Source organism: Bacillus chungangensis (assembly GCF_030812995.1).
GTDB classification, from domain to species: Bacteria; Bacillota; Bacilli; order Bacillales; family Bacillaceae_C; genus Bacillus_CF; species Bacillus_CF chungangensis.
The window spans coordinates 39627-62034 of the sequence record NZ_JAUSTT010000005.1 but is presented as its reverse complement, the minus strand read 5'-3'; the positions used below and the strand labels follow the sequence as shown (position 1 = coordinate 62034).

The following is a 22408-nucleotide window of genomic DNA, read 5'->3' as shown; positions in this document are numbered from 1 at the left end:
TTAAGCATAGGAGGTAACAAATATGCTAAAATACAAAACTTTAGTAGAAGCTATCGAATCTAGAAAAATGCTTGATAATAAAGGGATTCATTTTATCACTGGTGATAAAAATGAAAAATATATTTCATATAAAAATTTATATAACAAGGCAATTAAAGTTTTGTACAACCTTCAATTAAAAGGAGTTAAGCGTGGGGAAGAATTAGTTTTTCAAATAGATGATGAGGAGTATTTTCTTTATGTATTTTGGGCTTGTTTATTAGGTGGCATCATTCCTGTCCCTATTACAGTTGGAAATAATGATGAACATAAACAAAAGCTATTTAATGTATGGGAGGTTATGAATAACCCTCATTTAGTTACAACAGATAAGGTAATGAAAAAACTGAATGATTTTTCTGAAAAGAATAATTATAATCGCATTTTCAACGAAATGAATAAAAGAGTAATGATGATTAATGAAATGGATGAAGTGTCTAAGCGTGGAACGATTTACGTGCCAAGTCCAAATGAAATTGCATTTATTCAGTTTTCTTCTGGTTCAACAGGTGATCCTAAAGGGGTAATACTTACGCACGAAAACTTATTGACAAATATATATGCAATTATAAACAGATCTCAGTATAGATCATACGATTCTTTCCTAAGCTGGATGCCTCTTACTCATGATATGGGTTTAATTGCATTTCATTTGCTGCCGTTTATATCTAATGCTGACTCATATCTATTACCAACTGCTCTCTTTATTCGTCGACCGACTTTATGGATGAAGAAAGTAAATGAACATAAAATAACAGTAATTGGTTCACCTAATTTTGGATATAAATATTTTTTATCGTTTTTTAAGCATAAAATTGCAGCTGAATGGGACTTATCTCATGTTCGAGTTATTTATAATGGTGCAGAACCGATTTCTGTTGACGTTTGTAATCAATTTTTAAATGAACTATCTCCATACGGGTTAAAAAGATCAGCTATGTACACTGTATATGGTATGGCGGAAGGTTCTGTAGGAATTTCCGTTCCTCCGGTTCAAAAAGAAAATGAAGAATTTCATGCTGTTCATCTCAATAGGGAACATTTAAATGTTGGTGATGTTGTACAGGAGGTTAATAAAAGTGATTCTAGATGTGTCACTTTTTTAGATGTAGGATCTGCAATCAATGATTGTTCTATCAGAATATGTGATGAGCAAAATAAACGTCTACATGAAAACACTGTTGGTCATATTCAAATAAAAGGAAAGAGCGTTACGAAAGGGTATTACAATAATCAAAAAGCAACAGCAAAAGTCATCACTGAGGATGGATGGCTGCAAACAGGGGATATAGGATTTTTAAGAAACGATCATTTAGTCGTCATTGGGCGTTCGAAAGACATTATTTTTATTAATGGACAAAACTATTTTCCTCATGATCTGGAAAGAGTGGCAGAGGAAGTTGAGGAGATTGAGCTTGGCAACATTGTTGTATGCGGTGTACCAGACTTACAGACTCAGGAAGATCAAATTGTTGTATTTATTCGATTTAAGAAAAGTATAGAAGAATTTATTCCTCTTGCAAAAAAAGTAAAGAAGCACCTCAATATGAAGGGCAGCTGGAATCCGACAGATATTATACCGATAAGAAAAATTCCTAAAACAACAAGCGGCAAAGTAGAACGTTACAAATTAAGAAAAAATTATCAAAATGGCGAATATTTATCGCTTTCTAAGCAGATTAGAGAATATTTAAAGGCACCGTCACAAAGAACGGGGGACGTTTCAAGGATTGCAGCAGAAGAAAAGCTAATCAACATTTGCAAAGAAGTGTTACTAACAGACTCTATTGGAGTGCATGACAGTTATTTTGATATCGGAGCAACTTCCATCCAGCTCGTGCAAATTGCAGACAAAATTGAAAGCCAATTTAATATTTCATTATCCGTTACGGAGCTTTTTGCCTACCCGACACTTTCCAAATTAGCTCGGTTTGTAACTGAGGAAAAGAAAGGTCAATTAAGTGAAAGTACAAGCAGTGTGAAAGAACAAAAGGAAAATAGCATAGCGGTTATCGGCATATCGGGAACGTTTCCTATGGCTCGTAATACCGAAGATTATTGGAATCATATAATTAAAGGAACGGACTGCATCAGTGCGTATCCTAAAGAAAGACAAAAAGATACAGAAAGTTATCTTGCTCATCTCAAAATCAATAAAGATCAGACTGAGTTTGCTGAAGGCGGTTATCTTGAGGAAATTGATAAGTTTGATTATGAATTTTTCAAAATAACTCCAAAAGAAGCGGAATTGATAGATCCGAATCAAAGATTATTTTTACAAACTGCATGGCATACACTCGAAGATGCTGGTTATGCCGAAGATGAAATGTCTATTAAGAATATCGGGGTTTATGTAGGCTTTTCCAAAACCAGCTTTGATTACGAAAGGTTAGTGTCAGAGGTTCAACCTGATACATTGTCAGACCACGCAGTTGGGAATTTACCATCGACTTTATCAAGCAGAATTTCATACTTTCTTGATTTAAAAGGGCCTGCTGTAACAGTTGATACAGCTTGTTCCTCCTCGTTAGTGGCCGTTCACATGGCATGCAAAGGAATCATTAATGGGGATTGTGAGATGGCTATAGCAGGCGGAGTGAAAACGACGTTATTGCCATTCAAATCTGGGCTTGGGATGGAATCATCTACCTCCAGAGCCAGAGCATTTGACGATGACTCAGATGGAACAGGCTGGGGAGAGGGAGTAGCGTCTATTTTACTCAAGCCTTTAGATAAAGCCATTCGTGACGGTGATCAGATATATGCAGTTATTAAGGGAAGTGCGATTAATCAAGATGGAACAACAGTAGGGATAACTGCTCCAAATTCGTTGACCCAAGCGGATGTCATTACGAAAGCATGGAAGGAAGCCGAAATTGATCCAGAAACAATTACTTATATTGAAGCTCATGGAACAGGGACGAAGCTTGGAGATCCGGTTGAGGTAGATGGTTTACGAAAGGCTTTTGAAAAATATACGACTAAAAAACAATTTTGTGCCATTGGCTCTGTTAAAACGAATATTGGACATCTGTATGAAGCAGCAGGGATTGCCAGTTTAATTAAAGCGATTTTGTCTTTAAAAAACAGCAAAGTCGCACCCATTGTTCATTTTGCTAAACCAAATCGTAATATTAAGTTTGAAACATCTCCATTATACGTTAATCAACAGCTAGCGGATTGGGAAACGGATCAGACGCCACGCAGGTGCGGAGTGAGTTCATTTGGCTTTAGTGGAACAAATTGCCACGTTGTCTTAGAAGAATATATAAAAGAACATCAGGATGCCATGGAACCGCAGCGTAATCCATTTAATATGTTGACACTGTCTGCTAAAAGCGAATGGGCATTAGAACGTCTTATTCGTAAGTATATTACCTTTTTAGACGGGAAAACAAATAGTGATTTACCTAATATTTGTTATACCTCTAATATAGGTAGAGCACATTTTAATTATAGAATAGCTCTCGTTGTGAATGATATTGATGAGTTAAAAGGCAGATTACAGGGTATTGCAAGCAGCCGTGATTATCTTTCAGCCAAAGGAGTATACACTGGCTCCTTTCGAATAGTCTCTGCTGCTTGGCAAGATTCAAAAGATTGGGAAGTTACCGAAATGAAATTGCAGCAATTAACGGAAGAAGCCAATTTTCGAATCTTGGAATTTATTACCGATCGTGGAGATAAACAAGAAATTTTAGATGATATTGGCCAATTATATGTAAAAGGAGCACGAATAAATTGGGCTGAATTACATCGGTTCAATCAAGCATCTAGAGTAAGCATTCCCCTCTATCCTTTTGAAAAACACAGATGCTGGATCAGCGTTCCAGAAGTTGCACCAAAACCAGTGAGTGTGACACAGCAAAGTACTATGAATAGGGAGCCTGCAGTTCAAATGAATGAGAAAAACGAGTACCTGATCAATACGTTGAAAGAAATGATATATAAAACAACTAGTATTCCGATGAACAAAATTGATATTCATGCACAATTTTTAGAGATGGGGCTTGATTCTATCTCGTTGACACAAATGAAAAACCTTATTAATGAGATATTCCATGTAGACATTCCTTTAAGTGAGTTGTTTAGTGATCTGTCAACGATTTATTCATTAGTTGAGTACCTTAGCCATACTATAGATATGCCTTTCCAAGAGACTATCGAAAAAGCAAAAGAAACCGAACCAGTGATGGATTCATCACATCAGTCAGACGTTCCTGAGGAGAAGCATGTGAATGTACAATTAAGCACGTTTATGGAACGAATGATTGAACAGCAGTTGTCCATCTTACAGAAACAGCTTGACCTTGTTCAATATAGCCATTCTCCTCAAGAAATGACTATGTTGAGATCGGCTCAACATATCCACAATGAGGGCGGTGCTGCTTTAAAACAAGGCCATGCCGAGGTGGCGGCAACTGTTAAAGCAATTTCAAACGATTCTTCCGCAGGCCAAAGCTTTGTTCCTTATCGACCGCTATCCTTGAATCAGGCAGATCATTTAACACCAAGGCAGCGAGAGCATTTAGAACATTTAATTAAACAATACACTGAGCGGACAAAGGGTACAAAGTCACTGACGCAATTATATCGTTCCGTCTATGCAAACAATCGAAATGTTGCAGGATTTAGGCCTTTTTTAAAGGAAATGGTTTATCAAATCATTGCTGATAAAGCGAATGGTTCGAAGATTTGGGATGTGGATGGAAATGAATACATTGATTTAACAATGGGGTTCGGAGTGAACCTATTCGGGCATAGTCCGGATTTTATAAGAAGGGCATTGAACAAAGAACTGGCATCAGGAACGCCGATTGGTCCTATGTCAAAATTGGCTGGAGAAGTAGCTCAAGCCATTTGTGAAATGACTGGAGTAGAGCGGGCAGCATTTTATAATTCCGGTACAGAAGCGGTTATGGTTGCTTTGCGTCTAGCCCGTGCAGCTACTGGGCGTTCGAAAGTTGTTATTTTTTCGGGGTCCTACCATGGGACATACGATGGTGTGCTTGCGTTAGGCGGAGTAGGAAATGACAAGAGAAAATCTACACCTTTAGCCCCAGGTATTACGCAGAGTATGGTTGATGATGTCATTGTGCTTAATTATGGAACAAAAGAATCTTTAGACGTCATTAAAATGCTTGGACAAGATCTTGCGGCAGTTCTTGTGGAACCTGTTCAAAGCCGTAGACCTGATTTCCAGCCAAAAGCATACTTGCATAAGTTGAGAGAATTAACAGTTCAACTTGGAACGGCCCTTATTTTTGATGAAATTATTACCGGTTTCCGCATTCATACCGGAGGCGTACAAGCTTGGTGTGGAGTGAAAGCCGATCTTGTTACTTATGGAAAAGTAATTGGTGGAGGGATGCCGATTGGCATTGTAGCGGGAACGGCAAAGTATATGGACGGAATTGACGGGGGCATGTGGAGGTTTGGTGATGACTCTTATCCTCCTCATGAAAATAGGCGCACATTTGTAGCCGGAACATTTTGCCATCATCCTCTTGCCATGTCAGTTACTAAGGCTGTACTAGACTATTTAAAACAAAAAGACGTTTTAGAAAGTTTAAATAGAAAAACAGAGCTGCTTGCTAACGAGCTTAACAGATTATTTGAAGAATCGGGAGTGCCGATCAAGGTAGTTTATTTTGGTTCACTCTTTCGTTTTGTATTACACGGCGACTTAGAATTGTTTTACTATCATTTAATTAACAAAGGAATTTATATTTGGGAAGGAAGAAACTGCTTTTTATCAACTGCTCATTCAGATGAAGACATCATCAAAATTGTCAATGCGGTAACAGAGACAATTCATGAAATGCAAGACGGGGGTTTTTTACCTGACCCGCCTCCTTCAGCATCGAAGCGCAATAAGGCATCTAACATAAAATTACTTAACGCATTACAGCAATTGTCGGTTCATACGATAGATGATAGCTCTCAAGATTATCCAGCATCTTCCTTTCCTTTAACTGAAGAACAAAGGCAAATTTGGATTGCATCGCAAATGGGGGAAGAAGCTTCTGCTGCATGTAATGAGTCTGTCCTTTTTGAACTAAATGGTTTACTTGACATAGATGTATTAGATAATGCTTTTCAACATGTGGTTACGCACTATGAAGCTTTGCGAACTTGCATTCATGAAGACGGTGAGCTTCAAGAAGTGATCTCTGAATTTCCAGTGAAAATGGAAGTGTGCGATTTTTCTCATTTGTCACCTGATTTGCAGGACCAAAATCTAACAGAATGGTTTGAACAAGATAAGAGCCGGACATTTGATATAATACACGGTCCTTTAGCCAGGCTAAGCGTATTGAAACTAAGTGATCACAAGCAGCTGTTAGCTTTTACGGTCCATCATATTATTTGTGACGGGTGGTCTATCGGAGTATTAATGGATGAACTGGCAAAGATATATACAGCAAAGATTCGGGAACTTCCATATGAACCTGCCGCCCCTGTGTTATTTAAGGAATATGTAGACTGGAACCGAAGTATTCGCAGTGACTCTGATATGAAAAAAGCTCTGTCTTTTTGGGAAAAGCAATTGGCTGATTTAAAAAATGTCGCACAGTTGCCGAGCGACTTCCCAACAAGTCAATTAAAGACGTTCCGAGGCGCAAGAGCCAGTGCGGTATTAGACACTGAATTATGCAACAAATTAAAAACAGTCAGCTTACAGCATAACAGTACATTGTTCATCACGTTATTAACAACATTCAAAACACTGCTATTCCGTCTGACATCACAAAACAATATCGTAGTAGGAATACCGTTTGCCGGTCAGCTTTCAATGGGAGCCCATCATTTAGTAGGGCAGTGCACAAATGTGCTTCCGGTATGCAGCCATTTGCTGGCTAATACGTCTTTTGTTGATTATTTAACTGCAGTAAGAGAACAAATGATGATGCTGAATGAGCACCAGAAGGTTACACTTCCTATGCTAGTTGATCAATTAGACGAAGAGCATATTCCAAACTTGGATATTATATTTAACATGGACCCTGCCATTCAGCTGCCGAATTTTGCAGGAAACAAGGCACGTTATGTTGCGTATCCAATTAGCTATGTAAACTATGATCTGTTTTTAAATGTGATGGAAGTAGAGGGCAGATTACATGTTCATTGTGATTACAATACCGATAAATTCACCGCTGAAACCATTCAGTCATGGATGGGGCATTTTGAAATATTATTGCATGCCATCGTTGACAATGCAATTTTAGCTGTATGTAATCTTCCTTTATATTCAGAGGCCGATCTTATTAGAATGTTAGGTTCAGAGCAGGAAAAGATTCAGCAGAGCTTACTAAGTGAGCACCCTGAACTATTAAATGATTTTGCGCTGTCTGACAGGATTGAAGTATCTGTATTAATTGCAGATGAACAAATGAATCCTGTTCCAGTCGGCTCGATCGGCGAGATTTGTATCAGTAAAAAGGAGACAATAGAGAAAGATGCATTCGTTCATACAGGGAAAATGGCTAAATATCTTTCGGGTGGACAGGTGAAATATTTAGGGACTGCAAGTGAAGTGAGCTCATTTGATCATTGTAGCAATTCTGTCCAAATAACAGATAAGCTTGATCATAGCGAAGGGCCGAAAAATAAGACAGAAGAACGTTTGCTTCACATTTGGCGCGACATATTAGGGGTTAATCGGATTAGTGTTAACGATGACTTTTTAAAGCTAGGAGGCAACTCTTTAAAAGTTGCAGCACTTGCATCCAGAGTAAATAAAGTTTTTCAAGTAAAAGTTCCTTTAAAGTTGGTGTTTGAGAATAGAACCATTAGAAGTTTAGCAAACCGTCTTCACACAAATAAGCAAGAGAACATCGATAAAATTCATTCTGTTGAGAAGAGAGAGTATTATCCGTTAACGCCCGCACAAAAGAGACTTTTTGTCTTGCAGAAGACATATGGGGCCACAACTGGCCATAACGTATCAGGTGCAATCGTTATTGAGGGAAAGCTTGAGAGGGAACGGCTGGAGGGTGCGCTGCATTCTTTAGTGCAAAGGCACGAATCTTTCCGAACCTTATTTGACCTGATAGATGGTATTCCAATGCAAAGGGTTTGTGAAAAAGCAGAATTAACTATTTCTTATGTAAAAGTAGACGAGGAAGCAATAGAGCGGACGATTAAAGAGAACCTGAAACCATTTGATTTAACTAAACTTCCGCTATTGAGAGTAGTTCTTATGAAAATAAATCCTGAAAGACATATCCTTCTTTGCGAATTCCATCATATTATCGCTGATGGCTTATCGGGAAGTTTGTTCCTTAAAGAACTGGTTGAGCTGTATGATGGGCGTGCTTTACCAGATCAGCAAATACAGTACAAGGATTATTCTGTTTGGTTTGATCAGTTTCTCCAAACTGATGAAATAAAAAAGCAAGAAGCTTATTGGTTAAATGAATTTAACGATGGGGTTCCTTCGTTTCATTTTCCAACAGATTTTTCAAGACCGCCAATCAAGGACTTCGAAGGAGATACAATCTATTTCAGTATCGAGTTACATCTTGCCGATCGTTTGCACAGCTTAGCGTTACAATCAGGATCCACATTATATATGGTCCTGCTGGCAGCTTATAAAGTATTGCTTGCTAAACATAGCGGTCAAGAGGATATTGTTATCGGTACACCAGTTGCTGGGAGAAATCATCTCGAAACAGAGGATGTAATCGGGATGTTTGTCAACACTTTAGCAGTGAGAAGCTTACCTTCAGGTAACAAGGCCTTTATAGATTATCTCATAGAAATAAAAGATAAGCTGTTTCAAGCAATTGATAACCAAGATTATCCTTTTGAAGAACTGATTCATCACTTAGGTATTGATAGAGATGCTAGCAAAAATCCAATATTTAATCATTTATTTGCCATGCAAAACGACGATGATGAAGTATTAAAGTCGAATAGACTAACGATGAAAATTTATGAATATAGCACTGGTGTTTCCAGTTTTGATCTCGCGTTAAATGCAAAAGAGAAAAACGGTGAAATTTACTTTAGTCTGGATTATTCTACCTCTCTTTTTAAAAGAGACACGATGATTCGCTTAATAGAGCATTATATCCATATCCTAAGATTCATTACTGATAAGCCAATGTCACGAATTTGTGACATAGATATGTGCAGTCTATCGGAGCGACAGCAATTATTGTTTGAATTTAACAAAGCCGCTTCAGATGATAGTAACTCTGCCAGTCTGCATACATTGTTTGAAGAACAAGCAGCAAAGATACCTGATTTACCCGCTATCACTATTCATTCTTGTGAAAGGGACGCAGAAACTGGTCATTCATTTACTTCCCGAACATTGACATATAACGAGTTGAATATGGCAGCAAATAAACTGGGCAGAACCCTTCAAAGCATAGGTATTCAAAAAGAAAAAATTGTTGGTATCCTTGCAGAAAGTTCATTTGAGCTAATTATTGGAATTCTTAGTGTTTGGAAGTCAGGGGGGGCTTACCTTCCGCTGCACCCAGAACAGCCAGCTGAAAGACTTGCTTTTATGATTAAAGATTGCAATATATCCCTTCTATTAGTCGAGAACGGGAGCTTAGCTAGACAAGTATTAGATCAACTGATAAAAATTGGAATCGACTGTTCAGTTAGAATGATCAATGAAATCGATGATTCGGCTGATGATTGCAACTTAGAATATTCCCATGGTCCGAAAGACTTGGCTTATGTCATTTATACATCCGGCACGACTGGAACACCTAAAGGAGTGATGATTGAACAAGGAAGTATTTCTCGTGCCATTCAGTGGAGGAGGAATGAATATAAGCTGAATAGCGAGGATGTTGTACTACAAATGTTTTCTCACACTTTTGACGGTTTTCTAACCAGCTTTTTTACCCCTATCATCTCAGGCTCTGAAGTCATTCTGTTAAGCTCAGAAGAGACGAGAGATGCCCTGCGTATAGTGGATTACATTAAGAATAAAAAAGTGACACATTTTATTGCGATTCCTACATTTTATTCTACATTGCTGCAGATTGCAGAACCGAGTGATTTAAGCAGTTTAAACGTAGTAACACTTGTTGGAGAAAAAACAAATGTCCGTTTAGTGAATGAAAGCAAAAAGAAACTTGGCTGCGTAGAGCTGGTTAATGAATATGGACCTACAGAAAATACGGTTGTTTCTACCATTTATAGAGATATGCAGCCAAACAGCGAGGTTCTTATTGGCAAGCCCGCGGCAGGAACGAAGGTCTATATTCTTGATTCGTTTGGTAACTCTCAGCCGATTGGGTTTCCTGGTGAAATATACCTAGGTGGTGAAAGGCTGGCAAGAGGATATATCAACCAGCCAGATTTAACAGCTGAAAAATTTATTCACAATCCATTTGTGCCAGGTGAGAAAATGTACAAAACTGGCGATATCGGAAAATGGACTGAGGATGGTAATATTACTTATATTGGAAGAGTTGATGACCAAGTTAAGGTAAGAGGGTATAGAATTGAAACTGGAGAAATTGAAGCGGCTTTATTAAAAAACGAACAGATTAAAGAGGCTCTTGTTGTTCCCGAATCATCTAGTCATTCTCTTTGTGCGTATATTGTTGCCAATAATGACATAACGGTGCAACAGATAAGAGAGGATTTATTAAAGGAATTACCTGTTTATATGATTCCTGCTTACTTCATTTTGCTTGAGCAAATGCCGCTTACACCTAACGGCAAGATTGATAAAAAAGCATTGCCTAAACCGAATTTACAGAGCGAAGTAGAGTATATCGCACCGCGAAATGACATAGAGGAAAAGTTGGTTGAATTATGGCGTGAAGTATTAGAGGTCGAAGCAATTGGGATAAATGACAATTTTTTTCATCTTGGAGGCGATTCCATCAAGGCCATCCAAGTAGCTGCCCGCGCAGTGAAATATGGATTGAATTTGAGCGTAAAAGATTTACTGAGACATCAAAAAATATCAGATGTTAGTAAATATGTCACAACATCTGCAACAAAGATCAGTCAGGAGCAAGTGTCAGGTAAATGCCCATTAACGCCTATTCAAAGTTGGTTTTTTAAACAACAGTTCTCAGAATCACATCATTTTAATCAATCTGTGTTACTTTTTAAAAAGGATCGGTTTGATCATGTTCAATTACATGAGGCCATACATCAAGTTGTTATACATCATGATGCGTTACGGATGATCTATACGGTTAATGGTGAGGAAATTATTCAGCACAATCAATCTGACTGTATATTTGGGTTTGAAGTGTGTGATTTACAGAAGGCAGAAGACGTTATGGAGAAGATGACACAAAGAGTCAACGAGCTTCATTCAAGTATGTCACTAGAACATGGACCGCTATTTAAGGCCATTTTATTTAAAACTGAACAGGGCGACTATTTAGTGATTGTCATCCATCATTTAGTCGTGGATGGGGTTTCATGGAGAGTGATTCTAGAAGATTTGGCCGCTGCATATGAGCAGCTGGAAAATCGTAAAAAAGTGTCTCTTCAAGATAAAACTCATTCATATAAAATGTGGTCGGAAAATCTTCAGCGTTATGCAAATTCACCACAGCTTTTAAGTGAAATCAATTATTGGGAGGATATGGATAATAAGCAGACAATTCCAATTCCTAAAGATGGAAATATTGATGATAATTGTATTGTAGATGAAGTGGTTGCTGTGGCTTCACTCTCAAAAGAAGAAACAGAATTACTGATAAAAGATGCGCATCAGGCATTTAACACGAATGTAAATGAACTGTTACTTACTGCTTTAGGGCTTACTTTAAAAGAATGGGCAGGCAGAGGAAATATCGCCATTAATATGGAAGGGCATGGCCGAGAAATAGTGGCAGAAGGTATACATGTGTTGCGGACTGTTGGCTGGTTCACATCCCAATATCCGATAGTGCTGGATACTTCACAAATGGAAGACATTTCTTATGCCATTAAATATACAAAAGAAAGCATCAGACGAGTGCCGAATAAAGGGATTGGCTATAGCGTTTTGAAGTATTTAACTGCAGAGGAAAACAAACGCAACCTTGAATTTAAATTAAATCCAGAAGTCAATTTTAATTATTTAGGACAATTTTCCGAGGAATCAGAAAATGATTTGTTTACAGTTGTGACTATTAACTTTGGACAAACCGTAAGCTTAAAGCAGCGTCGGCCATACACATTAGATATAGATGCCATCATTATTAACGGAGAGCTTCGAGTAAATATCCATTATAACAAGCATGAATATCATCATTCTGCGATAAATAAACTGGCGAATATTTATAAAAATTATTTAATTTTAATAATCGAGCACTGCATAACAAAAGACCAGCCAGAATTGACCCCGGATGATTTCGGAATACACACATTATCAATAGAAGAATTGGGCAGCATTATCGATAAGTATGGAGAAGAAATCAGCAAAGTTTATCCGCTTTCGCCAATGCAAAATGCTATGCTGTTAAACTGGCTGCGAGATCGCACTTCGAGTGCCTATTTCCAGCAAGTTTTATTTAAAATGACAGGGTTAGTAGATATTAAATTGTTGGAAGACAGCTTTAATCATTTAATCAAGCGTCATGATATTCTTCGCACAGTTTTTGAATATCGTCATTTGAGGCAGCCTCATCAAGTGGTCATGAAAAATCGCTTAATCAATATCCGTGTAAAAGACTTGACTCATCTCAAGGAAGAGAAGCAAAAGCAGTATATAGCTCAGTATAAACAAGAGGATTTGAGGCAATCCTTTGATCTTTCCAAAGATTTGCTGATGAGAATAACCCTTTTTAAAACATCAGTTAACACGTATCAGTTTTTATGGAGCTTTCATCACATCCTAATGGATGGATGGTGTATAGGCATTTTAATAAGAGAGTTATATTCATTTTATCGTTCTTCCATGGAAAAGGAACAAGTTCAGCTGGAAGCAACAGTCCCTTATAACTATTATATTAATTGGCTGGAAAGACAAGATAAATCGGAAGCATTGGTCTATTGGGATAAGTACATGAGAGGTTATATATCTAATTGTTATTTTTCTGACAAACAAAATACTTTTAGTAAAGATTTAGATAACAGACAAGAAGTGAATTTTGTTATCCCCCAAAAAGATAATACGTTACTAAAAGACATTGCAAAAAAGAAAAAAATTACAGTGAGTACTGTTTTTCAAACAATTTGGGGGTTACTCCTGCAAAAATATCATCTTCTTGATGATGTCACCTTTGGAGTCGTTGTGTCTGGAAGGCCGTATGATCTTCCCGGTATAGAAAATATGGTAGGGCTTTTCATTAATACAATACCATTGCGAATACAATGCAACCTAAAAGAGCGTTTTAGTGACCTCTTAAGCAAAGTCCATGAAGATATGATTCATGGAAATAAATATAGCTATGTGTCACTGGCAGAAATACAAGCTGGCGTAAATGGAGGAAAAGCATTATTTGACAGCGTCATTAGTTTTGAGAACTATGCTCATCGAGATGAATTCCAGAAGATCATCAGTCAAAAAGACGAGCGGAGCTTTACAATTAGTGACATTGAGGAGCTGGAACAGACCAACTTAGATTTGACAATCGTTCTGGAGCCTGAAGAGGAAGAAATAAAAGTGAAGCTTATTTATCACGCAAATGTTTCCAGTCAAGATTTTATTAATCGTATAGAAGAGTATATGAAAGAAATGATTCAGCAAATTACTGACAATCCTGATATCCTCGTATCAGAAATTTCAATTTTGCCAAAACAAGAGCTGAGCCAAGTGCTTCAAGATTTCAACGAGGAATTGTAATTCATGTTTGAAAGCTTGATTAAAAACGGGAGAGAGTGGAGTATATCAAGATAATCATAGAGATGATCGAGGGAGTCGGGCCTTATTCGGAATCGATTTAGTCAAAAAAATTTTTGATAGTACAAAAGCTGATAAGGATCAAGATCATTTATCTACTATCCTAATGTCATTGCCACATAAAATAGTAGACAGAAGTGATTGTATTAGAATGGTAGAGATTTTGCTTTAGAGCAAAGTGAAGTGGCGGACATTATTTAGTAGATGCGACTTTAGTACTCGCCTGATCTTTAATTAAAGCGGCTTCTCCAGACAAGCTTAATCGTAAGATGCGTTATCAAAATGGATGTAACAGTTAGAGGGGTTCATATGTGCGGAATAGTTGGAATGTTAGATATGAATAATGAAGGCAGGATCAATGAAACGATTATCTGTAATATGACACAAAAGATACGTCATCGGGGACCAGATGGATTGAATTATTTTGTGAAAGATAATGTAGGATTTGGTTTTGCAAGGTTAAGTATTATCGATTTAGAAGGCGAGATACAGCCGTTTTTTAATGAAGATTATTCGATCGTGATGATTTGTAATGGAGAAATTTATAACTATAAAGAGCTTTGCGAGGATCTCCATTTAAAAGGGCATAAATTAAGGACAAATTGTGATGTTGAATGTATCGTACATCTCTATGAAGAGTATGGAGCTGAATGCATCAATAAATTGAATGGTCAATTTGCCTTTGCAATTTACGATTTTAAAGAGGAAACACTGCTTTGTGCAAGAGATTATGCGGGAATTGCTCCTTTTTTTTATACGGTTGTTGACAATATGTTTATATTTGCGTCTGAAATTAAAGCTATATTGGAGTATCCAGCTGTTAAAAGAGAAATTGATTTAGTAGGGCTCGATCAAATTTTGACTTTTCCAGGGCTAATTAGTCCGCGAACAATGTTTAAAGATATTTCTAGCTTAAAAGCTGGTCACTATATTAAGATCAACCATTTTGGCAATATGAAAATGAATGAATATTGGGATTTAGTCTATCCAAAAATTGATGAAATAGAGTATAGAAAGGATGAAACATTTTATATTGAGCAGCTGGATGAATGGCTCTCTAGAGCTGTTAAATATAGGCTTCAAGCGGATGTGCCAGTCAGCTTTTATTTAAGTGGCGGCTTGGATTCCTCTATAATTGCAGCAAAGATAAACAAAATAGATCCGACGCGGCGTCATTCTTTTTCCATCGACTTTACTGATAAAGAAATATCGGAATCTAAGTATCAGAGACTAATGTCACAGCATGTAAATTCTATGCATCATGAGTATTTATTCAGGTTTTATGATATCGAGCAAGAGCTGCGCAAAGTGGTTTACCATTCTGAATGTGCTCTAAAGGAGACATATAATACAGCCTCAATAAAATTATCGAATTTGGTAAAACAATATGGATTAAAAGTCGTGCTAACTGGCGAAGGAGCAGACGAACTATTTGGGGGCTATATTGGATACAGATTCGATAAGCTTAAACAAATGCAGGGGCAGCAAGCGACTGCTAATGATGGGATTGAAGATCATGTAAGAGAAAGTATTTGGGGAGACAAGAGCTTTTTATATGAAAAAAATTATTTTTCCTTTCAACAAATAAAACAAGATCTTTATTCAGATGACGTCAATCGGATGTATGAGGATGTTAATTGTCTGAATCATTTTATAGTAAATAAAGAACGATTGCGAAACGTTGATGTATTGCATAAAAGATCATATGTAGATTTTAAGCTTAGGATGAGTGATCATTTACTTTCCGATCACGGAGATCGGATGACATTTGCTAATTCAGTTGAGGCAAGATACCCATTTTTGGATAAAGGTTTGATTGAATTTGCGACTAAAATTCCGCCAAGCTTGAAGTTAAAGGAATTTGAAGAGAAGTATATTTTAAAAAAGGTTTCAGAAGGGCTTATACCTACAGACATTGCCAAGCGGCCGAAGTTTGCGTTTACTGCTCCAGGAAGCCCAGAATTACTGAAACAAAATATTGAATGGATAAATGACTTGCTTTCTTATGATCGTATTAAAAAGCAAGGTTTGTTTCGGCCTGAAAAGATCGAGCAATTAAAAAACAGTTATTCTCAACCTGACTTTAGGCTAAATGTCCCTTATGATAACGACTTCCTAATTACAGTTATAACGGTCGGTCTTTTGATGGAAGAGTACAATATGAAAGGGTTGTAACAAACAGTTTTGTCAGTTCAATGATTCGAAAGGCAGGGTGATTAAAGGTGAAGAATCAAGAAAAAACGTTGCAAGCCAGAATCTTTGAATGCTTGCAGCGTTACAGAGAAAACGTTGCATTAGAATGCGGAGAAGAGAAAATATCATATGAAGAGCTGGATCGTCATTCAAATTGTATAGCCAACATGATCCTATCTTCCAATGGCAACAAAAAGTTTGCAAACATTTGTATATTGCTTAATAGTAAGACTCGTTTTATTACAGCAATGATTGGTATCTTTAAAGCAGGCTGTGTGTTTGTTCCTCTCGATCCTGCCTACCCAGATAAGAGAATAAAAAAGATGATTGAAACAGTAGAACCAACAATGATTATTACAGATCCCGATAATATTTATAGACTTAAAAATTGCAGTTTAAATGAAAATACAAAAGTCATCGCCGTTTCTAACCAATTTTATAGCGATGATAAATCACAGATGCATCAGCCGAATGTATCGTATTCCATCGATGACCCTATTTACATTTACTTTACATCCGGTTCAACTGGGGCTCCGAAAGCGATTGTTGGAAAAAACAATAGTTTAGTGCATTTTATAGAATGGGAAATGGAAACATTTGGAGTGGATGAAACATTCCATATTAGTCAATTGACGACTCCTTCTCATGATCCTTTGCTTAGAGATGTATTCGTTGCTCTATTTTCTGGAGGAAAAGTATGTATACCAAAGACAAAGGAAATGATATTAGATTCCGAGCAATTAATTAATTGGATTGATCAGTCTCGTATCAGCTTAATTCATTGTACTCCTAGTCTTTTCCGGATGTTTAACTCCTTAAATTTGAGCAAACAGCACTTTTCACAATTGAAATATATCCTATTAGCAGGCGAACGGATTATCCCATGGGAATTAAAAAGCTGGTTTGAACGGTTTAATAATCGAATTCAATTAGTTAATTTATATGGTTCTACCGAAACAACGATGGTTAAGACATTTTATTTGCTTAAACCTGGAGATGTCAACAGAAGGTCTATTCCAGCAGGAGTGCCAATGAAAGGAGCCAAGGTCATTATTTTGGATAACAATATGGAGGTATGTCCTTCAGGAGCTTTAGGAGAAATTATTATTCGCACACCTTATCGAAGTCTTGGTTATTACAACCATCCTGAATTAAATAAAAGCAAGTTTATCCAAAATCCGTTTAGTAATAATCCAAACGACCTTATTTATAAGACTGGTGATCTGGGGAGAATCTTGCCTGATGGGAATTTAGAGTTTTGCGGAAGAGCTGACAGACAAGTGAAAATTAGGGGGATTCGCGTTGAGCTGGAAGAAATTGAAAATGAAATTTTGAAATACGCTCCGATTAAAGAATGCGCCGTTCATCTGATTTCAAGTTCTGTGAATGACGAAATGCTAGCAGCTTACTATGTATCAAATGTAGAAGTAGATGAAGCTGAGCTAAGAAGTTTTTTGGAGGATTCAATTAATCATTATATGATGCCGGCTCATTTTATTAAACTCGAAGCAATGCCGCTGACACCGAACGGGAAGCTGGATTATGATGTCTTGCCTCATCCAGATAGGGTCACTACTCAACAGTCTGATTCTCCACGAGATGAAATAGAGAAGAAGCTCGCTGAAATTTGGCTTGAAATTCTAGATATTTCAGAAGTAGGAGTTAAACAAAACTTTCTTCATATTGGCGGTCACTCTTTGAATATTATGACTCTTATATCAAAAGTAAATAAACAATTTGATGTAGAACTGCCACTTTCTGAAGTGTTTAAGGATGCTACGATTGAGGGAATTGCTAATTATATTCGTAAGTCTAAAAGAAGAGAGTATATACAGATCGCACCTGTTTCTAGAAGAAGATTTTATCCTGTTTCTTCTTCACAAAAAAGAATGCTTGCTCTTTCACAGTTTGCACCTCAAGCAACAGCATATAATATGCCTTGTACAATGTGGATTGAAGGAGATCTAGATAAAGACCGATTTGAAAATACTTTTGCAATGATCCTAGCAAGACATGAAGTACTTAGAACGTCCTTTGAATTAGTTAATAGTGAGTATGTTCAGCGAGTGCATGAAAAAGTAGATTTCAAAATTAATTATTTTGATGTTTCGTTAGAACAAGCTGAGGATATGATTTCATCGTTTATTCAGCCATTTCATCTGGAAGAAACTCCATTGTTCAGGGCTGCTTTAATTCGTGTTTCTCATCTTAAGCATTTATTCATTTTTGATATACATCATGTGGTGGCGGATGCGGAGTCTATGAGCATTATCCTTCGCGAATTCGTTCAATTATATGAAGGGAATTCTTTGGAGGACTTAACTGTACAATTTAAAGATTATTGTATATGGCAAAGCAAGTTTAGAGAAACCAATAATTATAAAAAACAAGAGCATTACTGGCTTGAGTTATTTAAAGGAGAGCTGCCAACTTTGCAGCTGCCTTTGGATTTTGTAAGACCTGAACTAAAAAGTTTTGAGGGCGATAGGGTTAAATATACATTGTCTTCTGATTTAGCAGCGGATATTAGAGAGGCGGCATCGAATGGAAATGCCACTGTTCACATGTTTTTAATGACAGCCTTTTATGTACTGCTTCATAAGTATACTGGGCAAGAAGATATGATAGTCGGGACTGTATCTAGTGCAAGGCGTCATGAAGAGATAAAGGATAATATCGGGCTTTTTATTAATACATTACCGATGAGAAATTATCCTTATAAGGAAAAGTCCTTTACTCAATTGCTGAATGAAGTAAAGTCAAATGCGATAAACGCATATGAAAATCAGGATTACCCATTTGAAGAGTTAATTGAAAAGCTTGAAATTGAAAGAAATACAAGCCGCAATCCTCTATTTGACGTAGCTTTTGATTTACAGAGTGAAGATAACGAGCAAATAAAAACAGCAAATTTAAAATTCACGCCGCATTTTTATGAGGAGAAAACATCTAAATTTGATTTATGTATACGCAGTTTAGAAATAAATCGGGAAGTACAGTTTGAAATTGAATATTGTTTGAAGCTGTTTAGAAGAGAAACGGTAGAAAAATTATTGCAGCATTATTTAAACATTATTAAAGAAGTTTTAGACAATCCGGCAAAGAAAATAGCAGATATACAAATGTTGTCACAAGAAGAAAAGAGACAGCTGTTAATTGATTTCAACCCAAAAAGGAGCTTAACAAATAAGACAACTATTCATGAACGATTTGAGCAAGTTGCCAAGGAAAACCCTAAAGCAGTTGCCCTTGAGTATAAGGTTGGGGAGTCGCTCGTTCAAATACATTATGAAGAGTTAAATTGTAAAGCCAATCAATTAGCTTGTTTATTAAAAGAAAAGGGGATTGGGCCTGGAAAAATAGTTGGTATAATGACAAACAATTCACCTCACATCATCATTTCAATTTTGGGAATTTTAAAAGCAGGTGGAGCATACCTGCCGATTGATCCGAGTTATTATCCAGAAAATCGATTACTGACACTTATTAATGACAGTGAAATAAATATACTTTTAACGGAAGAATCGTTCAGACATAGTCTTTTTACTAAAGCAACCAATTATGATCAATTTAAAATATTATTCTATGATGAAATTGTAAGTCAATTACAAAATTATTCCCAACATAATTTAAAAAATATGAATCAGCCAGACGATTTAGCCTATGTGATTTATACATCAGGTACAACAGGAAACCCTAAAGGTGTTTTAATTAAACATAGTGGGGTTGTGAATTTATCATCTTCTGTAAGTAAACCGCTTGGAATTAGTATAGATAGTAAAGTGCTTCAGTTTGCTTCATGCAGCTTTGATGCGTCTGTATGGGAAATATTCACTACTCTACTAAATGGGGCAACCTTGTGTTTGGTTCAAAGAGATAATGAGTTTATTAACAATTTATCAAATATTCTAAGAGAAAATGCTATAAATGTTGTGACATTACCGCCAACCATTCTTAAAAGTATACAAAGTGACAATTTGCCAAATTTAAAAACTGTTGTTTCTGCAGGGGAAAGCTGTACTAAAGATATTATTAACAAATGGTCATTAGGGAGATATTTTTTAAATGCATACGGTCCAACGGAATCAACTGTTTGTGCAACATTAACAGACTGTCTAACACCGAAAAGTACAATCACAATTGGTAAACCTATTAATAATATTAATATTTATATTGTGAACTCAGCAATGCAACTAGTACCAGTTGGCATACAAGGTGAACTATGTATTGGAGGAGTTGGAATTGCTGCTGGTTATTTAAATAAACAAGATTTAACATTAAAAAAGTTTGTGCCGAATCCCTTTATTCATGGCGAAAAAATGTATCGAACTGGTGACTTAGCAAGATGGCTACCTGATGGAAGTATTGAATTTATTGGAAGAGCTGATCAACAAATTAAACTTAGGGGATTTCGTATAGAAAAGGACGAGATTGAATATCAGTTAACTAGGCATGAAGCCGTGGAAGAGGCAGTTGTAATAGATATTGAAGATGAAAGCGGCGAAAAGAGTTTATTTGCTTTTATCGTATCAAACAGTAAATTGGATGAACAAGAGATAAAAAGATATTTAGCACCAGAGCTCCCTGCTTATATGATCCCATCCTTTTTCATTCAAATCGATCAAGTTCCTTTAACAGCAAATGGAAAGATAGACAGGAAAGCGCTAAAGGAACTGGCACCTAATATGTATATGAAAACAAGTAATGAACTGCCACGGAACGAAATCGAGCAGGCGTTGATTGAGATTTGGAAAGACGTTCTGCACCTCAATAATATTGATATAAATGATAACTTCTTTAATATAGGAGGCCATTCTTTAAACGTTATTGAGATGGTATCGAAGGCGAAAGAAGCAGGGCTTGTATTAAGAGTTAACGATTTGTTTCAATATCCGACAATAAAGCAATTGATGGATCATCAGCTTGTTGAAAAAGCTGCTGAAGTTAAAGGAGGAATACTGTGATGAGGGATTACGTAAAGTCCCTTTCATCAAATATTATTTACTTTGATGGTAATGAAGCAACAGTAGAAAAAAAACTCGTAAGTGTGATGAAACTTCAAACAGAGATTTCAAAACAATTAATTGCAGGAAAGATTGAAAATGAGTATCCTCTTGCACCAATTCAATATTATTATTTAGATCATATGGACTATTCTGGGATCTTTATTCCTTTTCAAGGAGAGTTAAATAAAGATCAGTTGAATAAATCAATTTTACAATTAATCAATCGCCAACAATTACTAAGAAGTGTTTTGTACTTAGAAAAAGGACAAATAAAGTGGAGAGTTTATGAAACACTTCAAGAAATCAACATTCCTACAATAGATATGTCGCTACTTTCTCCTGATTTACAGGAGAAAGCTCTTGATAAGATCATTAAAAAGGTTTATTTAAGGGAGTATAAGAAGTTTAACTCAATATTTTACAGAATCATACTAATTAAAAAAAGTCCACACGATTTTCTATTAATCATGCCTTTTTCACATATTATTTTTGATTTTTTTAGTAGTGAGGTTCTTAAAAATGAATTGATGAATCTTTACTTTTCTTTTAATCAAGAGGAGAGTCCTATGCCACAAAAACATTATTGGAATTACGTACAGCAAATATTACAGGGACCTCAACTATTGAGTGATCAAGAATTATGTGATGTTTATGAGCTAGCAGATCTAAATAAACTTACTAAGGCGATATCACTTACTATTAATCAGCAACCTGATAGTGGAAAAAAAGTAAATGTAATAGAGTTTAATATGGATTATTTAGTAAAAGATACAAACTCGGATACATTTTTGAGTGATATTTTTTACTATAGTGCAGCAGTGTGTAGGATGCTATTAGATCTTAAAACTTCAAAAATACCAATATGGTGTATTAGCCTTGGGAGAGTTTACCAAAACGAAGTTTATTTTGATTTAGTTGGAGAGTTTATCGATTTTATTCCTACGATCATTGACCTTGATAATCGTAAAGCTCCAATTGCTCAATCAATAAAAAAGAAGATTCAGATTGCACAGCAACACAATATTAACTTTATCGGTATGATTTACAATCACAAAGTGAAAGAAAAGAATGTCATGTCAAGCAAGTTCATTCGAACTTGCTTAACAGAGAATTTAATTATTTTGAATGTCTTGGGAATGAACGATGAAGTGAATGGGTCTCTAGAACAATTAATTATGAAAAACAGCCATTTCAAACCAGACAACAAGATCATCATTGAAGCACGATACAGCAAGAACAAAATTAACTTCAAACTATTTTTACCTTTTGAAGTCGATAATACATCCTTGAAGGTATGGTTAGGCGAAGAGGGATATGTCCATTTCTAGACTAGTTGTACCGAGAA

At 36.3% G+C, this 22408-nt stretch carries 4 protein-coding genes; all 4 read left to right on the top strand.

Translation table 11 applies throughout. From position 1 onward, the window contains the following. Positions 1-22 precede the first annotated feature (22 nt). Entirely contained in the window at positions 23-13807 is a 13785-nt protein-coding gene (locus J2S08_RS05455; RefSeq protein WP_307227439.1) for a non-ribosomal peptide synthetase, read from the top strand. A gap of 366 nt (positions 13808-14173) precedes the next feature. Beyond that, entirely contained in the window at positions 14174-16039 is a 1866-nt protein-coding gene (gene asnB / locus J2S08_RS05450) for an asparagine synthase (glutamine-hydrolyzing) (protein ID WP_307227437.1), read from the top strand. Positions 16040-16086: 47 nt separating this feature from the next. Next, entirely contained in the window at positions 16087-21021 is a 4935-nt protein-coding gene (locus J2S08_RS05445) for a non-ribosomal peptide synthetase (protein WP_307227435.1), read from the top strand. Continuing rightward, positions 21021-22391, top strand: a complete 1371-nt coding sequence (locus tag J2S08_RS05440) for a condensation domain-containing protein (protein WP_307227433.1) — start codon at positions 21021-21023, stop codon at positions 22389-22391. Before J2S08_RS05445 ends, J2S08_RS05440 begins: the two co-directional genes overlap by 1 nt. Positions 22392-22408: the final 17 nt, after the last annotated feature.